The organism is Mesorhizobium sp. M7A.F.Ca.CA.001.10.2.1 (genome assembly GCF_003998575.1).
GTDB lineage: Bacteria > Pseudomonadota > Alphaproteobacteria > Rhizobiales > Rhizobiaceae > Mesorhizobium.
Window position 1 is genome coordinate 1 of sequence record NZ_RZQY01000146.1, and the last position, 10770, is coordinate 10770.

Annotated in this window: 9 protein-coding genes; 6 read left to right on the plus strand and 3 right to left on the minus strand. The window is 61.5% G+C overall.

Annotated features, from left to right (window positions below):
• Positions 1-50: 50 nt before the first annotated feature.
• The 4 genes from EN964_RS12320 to EN964_RS12335 all read left to right on the plus strand — a co-directional run bounded on the left by EN964_RS12320 (position 51) and on the right by EN964_RS12335 (position 4835).
• Entirely contained in the window at positions 51-1031 is a 981-nt protein-coding gene (locus EN964_RS12320) for an RluA family pseudouridine synthase (protein ID WP_127271590.1), read from the plus strand.
• A 47-nt stretch (positions 1032-1078) separates the two neighbouring features.
• Positions 1079-1951: a DMT family transporter gene (locus EN964_RS12325; protein WP_164748929.1), complete on the plus strand. Its 873-nt coding sequence runs from the start codon at positions 1079-1081 to the stop codon at positions 1949-1951.
• Between the two features lie 12 nt (positions 1952-1963).
• Positions 1964-2755, plus strand: coding sequence for an ATP12 family chaperone protein (locus EN964_RS12330; RefSeq protein WP_127270981.1), 792 nt, complete (start codon positions 1964-1966; stop codon positions 2753-2755).
• Between the two features lie 190 nt (positions 2756-2945).
• On the plus strand, positions 2946-4835 hold the full coding sequence (locus tag EN964_RS12335; RefSeq protein ID WP_127276400.1) for an MFS transporter: 1890 nt from the start codon (positions 2946-2948) through the stop codon (positions 4833-4835).
• Between the two features lie 96 nt (positions 4836-4931).
• On the opposite strand, the gene EN964_RS12340 is transcribed toward EN964_RS12335, so the two are convergent.
• Positions 4932-5129, minus strand: a complete 198-nt coding sequence (locus EN964_RS12340; protein WP_127269123.1) for a DUF2735 domain-containing protein — start codon at positions 5127-5129, stop codon at positions 4932-4934.
• A 316-nt stretch (positions 5130-5445) separates the two neighbouring features.
• On the opposite strand from EN964_RS12340, the gene EN964_RS12345 reads away from it, so the two are divergent.
• A complete protein-coding gene (locus EN964_RS12345; RefSeq protein ID WP_127260164.1) occupies positions 5446-6486 on the plus strand; it encodes a glutamine synthetase beta-grasp domain-containing protein in 1041 nt (346 codons plus the stop codon).
• A gap of 742 nt (positions 6487-7228) precedes the next feature.
• On the opposite strand, the gene glnA is transcribed toward EN964_RS12345, so the two are convergent.
• Together glnA and EN964_RS12360 are read right to left on the minus strand one after the other, a co-directional pair.
• Positions 7229-8638, minus strand: a complete 1410-nt coding sequence (glnA, locus tag EN964_RS12355) for a type I glutamate--ammonia ligase (protein WP_127269124.1) — start codon at positions 8636-8638, stop codon at positions 7229-7231.
• Positions 8639-8703: 65 nt separating this feature from the next.
• Complete coding sequence (locus EN964_RS12360) at positions 8704-9042, minus strand: P-II family nitrogen regulator (protein ID WP_006205430.1); 339 nt, start codon at positions 9040-9042, stop codon at positions 8704-8706.
• A 358-nt stretch (positions 9043-9400) separates the two neighbouring features.
• Between EN964_RS12360 and EN964_RS12365 the strand changes: the two genes are divergently transcribed.
• Positions 9401-10770, plus strand: a 1370-nt coding sequence (locus tag EN964_RS12365; RefSeq protein ID WP_127276402.1) for an NAD(P)H-hydrate dehydratase, incomplete at its 3' end; no start/stop codon positions are given.

A 10770-nucleotide genomic window follows, 5' to 3' on the forward strand; every position in this document is an offset into this window, starting at 1 on the left:
GCCAAGAACAGGCCGAGCTTCGCTCGGGAAACGGATAAGCGACAAAAAACATGGCAGGCGTTGAACAGATCACGGTGGAGGCCGGCGAGGCGGGCATGCGGCTCGACCGCTGGTTCAAGACCCATTTCCCGGGCCTTGGTTTCGGCCATTTGCAGAAGCTTCTGCGCTCCGGCCAGATCCGCGTCGATGGCGGACGGGTCAAGGCCGACACCCGTGTCGAGCCCGGCCAGATGGTTCGCGTCCCACCGCTCGAGGTCGACAAGAAGGGCGAGAGTGCGCTGACCGGCCACTCGATCCGCAACCAGGGCGATGCCGATGTCCTGTCGAAAATGCTGATCCATGAAGATCCCAAGGTTTTCGTCTTCAACAAGCCGGCGGGCCTTGCGGTGCAGGGCGGCTCGGGCGTCACCCGCAATGTCGACGACATGCTGGAGGCCTGGCGCAGCCAGAAGGGCGAGAAGCCCAGACTGGTTCACAGGCTCGACCGCGACACTTCAGGTGTTCTGGTCGTCGCCCGCACCCGGCTGGCCGCCATGAAGCTCTCGGAAGCGTTTCGCGCCCGCGAGACCAAGAAGACCTATTGGGCGCTGGTCAAGGGCGTGCCGCCCAAGCGCGAGGACAAGATCTCGACCTGGCTGATCAAGGAGCCGACGCCGGACGGTGACCGCGTGCGTGTCGCCGCGCATGGCGAAAAGGGCGCCGATCACGCCGTCTCCTACTACCGCATCATCGAGCAGGCTGCGCAGACGATGACCTGGCTTGAAATGGAGCCCTATACGGGCCGCACCCACCAGCTTCGTGTCCACGCCGCCTACATCGGCTGCCCGATCCTGGGCGATCCGAAATATTTCGAGGCCGACACCAACTGGGACTTTCCAGGGGGCATTCAAAACCGCCTGCATCTGCACGCCCGCCGCATCATCATTCCGCATCCCGACAAGGGCGTCATCGATGTCACCGCGCCAATGCCGCCGCACATGCGCCAGAGCTGGAACCTGATCGGCTTCGACGACGCCAGCGCGGAGGACTGATCGTGAGCGGCGCCAGTGACGCGCTCGACCGGCGCGACACGGTCGACATGGCCGCCGCCGCCATCATGGTCGGGCTGACCTTTTCCTGGGGGTTGAATTACGTCGCCGCCAAGATCTCCTACGCTGGTTATGACCCGGTCTTCCTGTCGATCGCGCGCTCGATCATCGGCGGCCTGTGTGTCTTTGCCTGGTGCCGGTGGCGCGGCATCGCGCTTTTCACGCGCGACGGGACCTTGCTCGCCGGCATCGTGGTTGGCGCGCTTTTCGGCATCGAGTTCCTTTGCCTTTATGTCGGCCTGGAGCATACGACCGTTGCCCGCAACACGCTGCTGGTCAACACGATGCCGTTCTGGATGCTGCTCGGCGGCCATTTCCTGCTCGGTGAGCAGATCACATTGAGGAAATTCCTTGGCCTGCTGCTGGCCTTTGCCGGCCTTGTCGCGGTGTTTTCCGACAAGCTTGGCGGCGGCGGAGACATGCTGTTCGGCGATCTGCTGAGCCTCGGCTCCGGATTCTTCTGGGCTTTGACCAACATCCTCATCAAGCGGTCGAAGCTGGTCGAGGCGAGCGCCGAGAAGCTTCTGCTTTACCAACTCGCCGGGGCAGCGATCGTCGGCATATTGGTGCTGCCTCTCGCCGGCCCGCCCGTTCGCGACCCGACCGTGCTGCCGACCTTGGCGCTGCTCTTCCAGGCTGTCTACATCGTCGCCTTCACCTATGTGCTGTGGTTCTGGCTGTTGCGGCGCTATCCGGCGTCAGGCCTGTCCAGTTTCACTTTCCTGTCGCCGGTTTTCGGCGTGCTGTGCGGCGCCATGTTCTTGAATGAGCCGCTGACCATGCGCATTTTCCTGGCACTTGGCCTGATTGCCGCCGGCCTGATCATCGTCAACCGGCCAGTGCGCAAGCTGACGCCGGTGTAAGAGAGACCTTCTATGCGTGACATCCTCAACGACCTTGAAGCGGGCAAATATCTTTCGGATCCGGATCCGGTGCGCCGCGCCCAAATCCAGATGAAGACGCCTCTGCCGAAGCGCTTCTACAAGACCGTCTCGGTCGCGCCGGTCGAAGGCGGCTTTGCCGTGCATCTCGACGGCAAGCCGGTGCGCACGCCGGGCAAGGCGCTGCTGGCAGTGCCTACCGAGGCGGCAGCCGCGCTCGTCGCCGACGAGTTCGCCACCCAAAGCGAGACCATCAATCCGGTGACCATGCCGGTGATGCGGCTTGTGAACACCGCCATCGATGGCGTCGCCAGCGACCCGCAGGCGGTGCTGGAAGACATTCTGCGCTTCGCCTCGTCCGATCTGCTCTGTTACCGCGCCGACGCGCCGCAAGGGCTGGTGGAGCGGCAGAACCAGCATTGGGACTCGGTGATAGACTGGGCGAGGGGAACACTTGGGGTGCGCTTCAATCTCGCCGAGGGGATCATCCATGTCGAGCAGCCGCGCGAGACCATCGCGGTGCTGGGCAGCCATCTTGCCCAGCGAACAGAGCCGCTGCGTCTCGCCGCCATCCATGTGATGACGTCGCTCACAGGTTCGGCGCTGCTGGCGCTGGCTGTCGATTTCGGCGAGATCGACGCTGAGGCTGCATGGGCCGCGGCTCATGTCGACGAGGACTGGCAGATCGAGCATTGGGGGCAGGACGCCGAAGCCGTTGCCCGCCGCGCGGCTCGCAAGCACGACATGATGGCTGCTGTCGGCCTGCTGGAAGCGCTCAAGGGCTAAGGGTTTCCCAGTTCGCCCGGTTTCATCCCGCAGCGCACCTAATACCAAAGTCATAATCCCAAAGACGCGCTGCCTTTGGCGGGCGCTTTCTGTCATTTTTCCCGAATGGCTGTCGTTGAGTCCGTGCTCGGAGGAGAACGCGGACGGTGTCGCGCAGCATCGAGAACGGGTCTCACGGGAGGATAACGAAATGGCAATAGCATCGACCGCCGGCGGAGCAAGCCGCGCCATGACGCGGGAGGAGAAGAAAGTCATCTTCGCTTCCTCGCTCGGCACCGTTTTCGAATGGTATGATTTCTATCTCTACGGCTCGCTGGCAGTGTTCATTGGTTCGACCTTTTTCAGTCCAGCCATCCCGGAAGCGACCCGCAATATCTTCGCGCTGCTGGCCTTCGCTGCCGGCTTCCTGGTGCGCCCGTTCGGCGCATTGCTGTTCGGCCGCATCGGCGATCTTGTCGGCCGTAAATATACCTTCCTCGTCACCATGACGATCATGGGCCTGTCGACCTTCCTGGTCGGCTTGCTGCCTGGCTATGCGACCTTGGGCATCGCCGCTCCGGTGATCCTGATCATCCTGCGCATGCTGCAGGGTCTGGCACTGGGTGGCGAATATGGCGGCGCGGCCACTTACGTCGCCGAACATGCGCCGGACAACCGGCGCGGCTACTACACCTCGTGGATCCAGACCACGGCGACGCTGGGCCTGTTCCTGTCGCTGGTTGTGATCCTGATCGTACAGGCTTCATTGAGCAAGGAAAACTATGCTGCCTGGGGCTGGCGTATTCCGTTCCTCGTATCCTTCCTGCTGCTAGGCATCTCGATCTGGATCCGGCTTTCGCTTTCCGAATCGCCGACCTTCCAGCGCATGAAGGATGAGGGCAAGGGCTCCAAGGCGCCGCTGACGGAAGCCTTCGGTCAATGGAAGAATGCCAAGATCGCACTGCTGGCGCTGCTCGGCCTCACCGCCGGTCAGGCCGTGGTCTGGTATAACGGCCAGTTCTATGCGCTGTTCTTCCTGACCAACGTGCTCAAGGTCGACGCGCAATCGGTCAACATCATGATCGCGATCGCCCTGGCAGTAGGCTCGATCTTCTTCGTCGTCTTCGGCTGGCTCTCCGACAAGATCGGCCGCAAGCCGATCATCATGGCGGGCCTTGCCTTAGCGATTGTATGCACCTTCCCGCTGTTCAAGGCACTGACCTGGGCTGCCAATCCGGCGCTTGCCACAGCCCAGCAGAACACGCGGGCGACGGTGACGGCGGCACCTGGAGATTGCAAGTTCCAGTTCAATCCGGTGGGTACCGCGAAGTTCACGACATCCTGCGATATCGCGACCTCGTTCCTGACCAAGAACTCGGTTCCCTATGACGTCGTGTCGACGGCCGCCGCCGGCACACCCGCATCTGTCAAGATCGGCAACGAGACGGTCGAGTCCTATGACGCCATCGCCGCCGGCGATCAGGCCAAGGCCAAGGAAACCGCCTTCATCAAGGCCGTCAACATGTCGCTGCAGGACGGCGGCTATCCGCTGAAGCGCGCGGCAGCCAAGGTTGCGGACCAGAAGCTCGATGCGTTTGTTGCCGCCAACCCGGAACTGAAGCTGGATGCCGCTGCCATCCGTGCCGGTGAGAAGGCGACGGTGCCGATCGACCAGGCAGTCAAGGACAAGCTGCTGACCACCGACGAGGCGGCGGGCGCACCCGAAGTCACCGTCTACAACATTCCGGGTGGTGGCGCGTTCGCCATGTTCGCCGATCCTGCAGCAGTGAACTGGCCAATGACGATCGGCATCCTGTTCATCCTGGTGCTGTTCGTGACCATGGTCTATGGGCCGATCGCGGCGATCCTGGTCGAGATGTTCCCGACCCGCATTCGCTACACCGGCATGTCGTTGCCCTATCACATCGGCAATGGCTGGTTCGGCGGCCTGCTGCCGGCAACCGTGTTCGCGCTCAGCGCCTATAAGGGCGACATCTACTATGGCCTTTGGTATCCGGTGGTGATCGCGGCGATAACGCTGGTCATCGGCATGATCTTCGTCAAGGATACGCTCGGCACCGACCTGCACGCCAAGGAGTAGGCAGGCCCGGTGTTCAAAAGAAAGCCCGGCGCGAGCAATCGCGCCGGGCTTTCTCTTTTCAGGCCAATTCGTTGGCGAGGGCTGCTGCCCTTTGTGTCAGCTCTTGCGGCCCCGGGTCTCATCCTCGATGGCTGCCTCATGGTACCAGCCGTCGCCGAAGTCTGCGCGGGCACCACGCAGCGAGGCAAGCTCTGCCGCAAACTTAGCCTTGCCGCTCAAATTTGAGGCAGCGGCGCGCGCTGCCACCGGGAACATCAAAATTGTGGCCGACGGTCGTGTGGAAATGATTTCCATTGCCGGGTTCCTTTCTTCTGCCGAACCTTTTCGATTCAACTTGATCCGAAGATAAGGTCTGCAATCAAGTTAGGCAATATGCCTATGAAAAGATCAGCAATTGCACACTATTTGTGCAAAGAACGACTGTGATTGATCGGAACGCATCGCTTAGGCGGATCACCGACTTCGAGTGGATACCGGGTCAATTTTGCCGCACCCTTCACACCAAGAATGGCACACGAATTGCATTTTAAGAATGCGGCAGGCCGGCTGCTGACGGCAGACGCATGTCGACGCCGTTCAGTGTTCGGTGATCAAGCAACGAGAGGCTAGAATGACGAAATACAAGCTCGAGTATATCTGGCTCGATGGATATACCCCGGTCCCCAACCTTCGCGGCAAGACGCAGATCAAGGAATTCGCCGAATTCCCTGATCTCGAGCAGTTGCCGCTGTGGGGCTTCGATGGTTCCTCGACCCAGCAGGCCGAAGGGCACAGCTCCGATTGCGTGCTGAAGCCGGTTGCGGTCTATCCGGATCCCGCCCGTACCAACGGCGTGCTGGTCATGTGCGAAGTCATGATGCCCGATGGCGTCACGCCGCATGCCTCCAACAAGCGCGCCACCATCCTCGATGACGAGGGCGCCTGGTTCGGCTTCGAGCAGGAATATTTCTTCTACAAGGACGGCCGGCCGCTCGGCTTCCCCGAGAGCGGCTATCCCGCACCCCAGGGTCCGTACTACACCGGCGTCGGCTATTCCAATGTCGGCTCCGTCGCGCGCCAGATCGTCGAGGAGCATCTCGACCTCTGCCTCGCCGCCGGCATCAACCACGAGGGCATCAACGCCGAAGTTGCCAAGGGCCAGTGGGAATTCCAGATTTTCGGCAAGGGCTCCAAGAAAGCCGCCGACCAGATGTGGATGGCCCGCTACCTCATGCAGCGCCTGACCGAGAAGTACGGCATCGACATCGAATACCACTGCAAGCCGCTCGGCGACACCGACTGGAATGGCTCTGGCATGCACGCCAACTTCTCGACCGCCTATATGCGCGAAGTCGGCGGCAAGGCCTATTTCGAAGCGCTGATGGCGGCCTTCGACAAGAACCTGATGGATCACATCGCCGTCTATGGCCCGGACAACGACAAGCGTTTGACCGGCAAGCACGAGACCGCGCCGTGGAACCGGTTCAGCTATGGCATTGCCGACCGTGGCGCCTCGATCCGCGTGCCGCATTCCTTCATCAAGAGCGACTACAAGGGTTATCTGGAAGACCGCCGTCCGAACTCGCAGGGCGACCCCTACCAGATCGCCTCGCAGATCCTGAAGACGATCGCCTCGGTTCCGGCAAGCGCTCAGGTTTCGGCCGCCGCGTAAGCGTTTCGGACTGCATGACAAGATGACCCCGGCGTTTCGCGCCGGGGTTCTTTTTTGGCCGTTACCCGGCTGACGGCATTCCTGGTAAAACATACCCAGAAAAAGTCAGGGAATTCACGCGGTCGCAAATCGCCCGGAAGTTCTGGCCGCAGCCATGTGAGCCTCCGGCGATCACTCCCTATAAAGCCCGGAAAAGCGCCTTTTCCAGCCCTTATCTGGGGCAATGGACCTTCCATAAGCATCTGTTCATACAGCAGAATCGGTCATTCGCGGCCCGGCTTGCAGCGTTGACAGATCACGCTACGGCATGCGTATTCGCAGGCCTTGGGGTTACGTCACGCAATGCTGTTCGGACGGGCGGGGTTTTCTGAACGGCGGCATTGGCGTGGGCGCCGGACGAGCGGTCACTGTAGCCTGAGACAGTGCTCCGCTCGCTCCTGGCTCCAACGTTGGCGACCGACCGGCCGCCTTGATCTTCACCGGACATCGCCGAGTAGTGATTGAAGTCACCGGACCGACGCGCTCAGGCCGGCCGCTCCGATGGACCGTGGGTCCAGAATCCAGGCATCGTATGATCGTCGAAGACGAAAGACCAATATGGCTGTCCATGCGTGGCTGCCGCGCAGGCGAGACATGCCGGTCAGCTGGCAATTCCTATTGGAGCGCAGCAAAAAGCCCTTGAAAGAGGGAAGTCTTTCAAGGGCTTGGTTATTATGGCGTATCTTAGTCTGAGCTTGAAGCCTCAGACAGAGTAATACATATCGTATTCGACCGGATGCGGGGTCATTTCGAAGCGCATCACTTCGGCCATCTTCAGCTCGATGTAGCTGTCGATCTGGTCGTCGTCGAAGACGCCGCCGGCTTTCAGGAAGCCGCGGTCCTTGTCGAGGCTTTGCAGGGCTTCGCGCAGCGAGCCGCAGACGGTCGGGATCTTCTTCAGTTCCTTCGGCGGCAGGTCGTAGAGATCCTTGTCCATCGGCTGGCCGGGATGGATCTTGTTCTTGATACCGTCGAGGCCGGCCATCAGCAGCGCGGAGAAGGCGAGGTAGGGGTTCGCGCCCGGATCGGGGAAGCGGACCTCGACGCGCTTGGCCTTCGGCGACGAGCCGAACGGGATACGGCAGGACGCCGAGCGGTTGCGCGCCGAATAGGCGAGCAGAACCGGCGCTTCGTAACCCGGCACCAGGCGCTTGTAGGAATTGGTCAGCGGGTTGGTGAATGCGTTGATCGCCTTGGCATGCTTGATGACGCCGCCGATGAAGAACAGGCAGCTTTCCGACAGACCGGCATATTCATTGCCGGCGAAGGTCGGCTTGCCGTTCTTCCAGATCGACATGTGGACGTGCATGCCCGAGCCGTTGTCGCCGAAGATCGGCTTCGGCATGAAGGTCGCCGTCTTGCCGTAGGCATTGGCGACCTGGTGCACGACATATTTGTAGATCAGCATCTTGTCGGCGTTGCGTACCAGTGCGTCGAACTTGATGCCGAGTTCGTGCTGCGCCGCCGCCACCTCATGGTGATGCTTTTCGACGCGCACGCCCATCTCGGCGAGCACGGTCAGCATTTCCGAGCGCATGTCCTGCGCGCTGTCGATCGGCGGCACCGGGAAGTAGCCTCCCTTGACGCGCGGACGGTGGCCGAGATTGCCGGTCTCGTAGTCGGTGTCGTCGTTCGACGGCAGTTCCGTGGAGTCGAGCTTGAAACCGGTGTTGTAGGGATCGGCCTTGTACTTCACGTCGTCGAAGACGAAAAATTCGGCTTCCGGGCCGACAAAGATGGTGTCGCCGATGCCTTCGGCCTTCATGTAAGCCTCGGCCTTCTTGGCCGTGCCGCGCGGATCGCGGTTGTAGGATTCACCCGAAACCGGATCGAGGATGTCGCACAGGATGACCATGGTTGACTGGGCGAAGAACGGATCCATGTGAACCGTTTCCGGGTCGGGCATCAGCACCATGTCGGACTCGTTGATGGCCTTCCAGCCGGCAATCGACGAGCCGTCGAACATCACGCCATCGGCGAACATGTCTTCCTCGACCTCGATGACATCCATCGTCACGTGTTGCAGCTTGCCCTTCGGGTCTGTGAAGCGCAGGTCGACGAATTTCACGTCGTTGTCCTTGATCTGCTTCATGATGTCTTTGGCTGTCGTCATGTCGTGTATCCCTGTGTGATGACTTTTTTTGATGATGACGTTTTCAGGAGGATGGGGCGGTCGGTTCAGACCGCGTCCATGCCCGTTTCGCCGGTGCGGATCCGCACGACTTCCTCGATGTTGGAGACGAAGATCTTGCCGTCACCGATGCGGCCCGTCTGGGCCGCCTTGCGGATGGCCTCGATGGCGCCTTCGACCGCGTCGTCGCCAAGCACGACCTCGATCTTCACCTTGGGCAGGAAATCGACGACATATTCGGCGCCGCGGTAGAGTTCGGTATGGCCCTTCTGACGACCGAAGCCCTTTGCCTCGGTGACGGTTATGCCTTGCAGTCCGGCCTCCTGAAGCGCTTCCTTCACTTCGTCCAGCTTGAATGGCTTGATGATCGCTTCGATCTTTTTCATGTAAAAAGTGGCCTCCACTGCCAAAAAAACGGGTTGTGACCCCCCGCTTGCGCCTCCATCAAGCACGAACTGTGCCAATTCAGCGGATTCGAAGCGGTCTCATAAGATTTCAAAGCCGCGCCGCACCGGGATGCAAATTCGCGTCATTCGCTGCACCGGAAGCGGCATGGGCTGCCAGAGCCTACACAGCGCCAGCACCTGCGTCCGCACAAAAATCAGGCATATCGCCTATCCCGCAGGCAATTTTCTGCCCGCAATGCCTTCGTGCCGACGTTATGGCTGCAGATCTCGGCAACTCCCCCTTGTTTGCTTAGGATCGAAATTGGACAATGCTTGATAGCATGCGGATCGGCAATCCATGAGCAACGAACTTCTTTCCCCGGCCGAAATGAGCGAGGCTGATCGGCTGACGATCGCGGCCGGTCCGGCCGATGGAATCAGCCTGATGCGGCGCGCGGGCGAAGCGGTCGCGGCCGAGATTCTCAAGCGTTATCCCGCAGCGCCGCATGTCCATGTGCTGTGCGGTCCCGGCAACAATGGCGGCGATGGCTATGTCGTCGCACGCCTCCTGGCCGGCAGCGGCGTCGGCACCACGATCTGGTCATCCGGAGCGCCGAGGCCGGAAAGCGATGCGGCGCTCGCCGCCGCGGAATCCCTGGTCAAGTCCCGGCCGCTGTCTGATTTCGACGCCGAGTTCGGCTCGATCGTGATCGACGCGCTCTATGGGGCAGGGCTGTCCAAGCCGCTGTCCGGCGATGCCGCGAAAGCTGTCGATACAGTGACAGCCCTGCGCCTGCCTGTGGTCGCGATCGACCTGCCGTCGGGCGTCTCGGGAGCCAGCGGCGAAATATTGAGCAGGGCGTTTCGTGCCGAGGTCACCGTCACCTTCGCGCGGAAAAAGCCCGGCCACTTGCTGCTGCCGGGGCGCGGGCAATGCGGTGAGATCGTGCTCGCCGATATTGGCATCGGCGACGGCATCATCGCCCAGCTCGCCGTCTCGACCTTCGAAAATGTGCCGGATCTGTGGTTGCGGGAATTTCCGGTGCCGGCGGTGGACGCGCATAAATACAAGCGCGGCCATGTCGGCGTCTTTTCCGGCGGTCCCAGTGCTACCGGCGCGGCGCGGCTGTCGGCGATGGCCGCCGCCAGAAGCGGGGCAGGGGCGGTCACCGTGCTGTCGCCTGGCAATGCCATGCAGGTGAACGCGACACACCTCACCTCGATCATGCTGCGAGAGGCGGGGTCATTCGAGGAGGTGCAGGAATTTCTGACGGCGCGCCATCCCGAGGCGCTGGTGTTTGGACCGGGGCTCGGGCCAAAGCCCAAGGTCGGCGATTTCGCCCTGCAACTGATCAAGACCTTGGCGGAGGGTGCACGCGCATCGCAAACTGCAAACCATGGAGGAGCGATCGTGCTTGATGCCGATGCCATTACCTCTCTGGCCCATCAGCCGCAGGCGCTGTTCGAAGCCGCTCGTCAGCCAAACGCTCCAGTGTTGGTGATCACGCCGCATGAGGGTGAATTCGGCCGCTTGTTCCCAGATATCGCCGGGGACAAAACCATGTCGAAATTGGACAAGGCGCGAGCGGCTGCCGCGCGGGCCAACGCAACGATCGTCTACAAGGGCGCCGACACGGTGATAGCCGCGCCTGTTGGCAAGGCAGCCATCAACTCCAACGGCGCTCCGTGGCTGGCCACGGCCGGGTCAGGCGACGTGCTGTCGGGCAT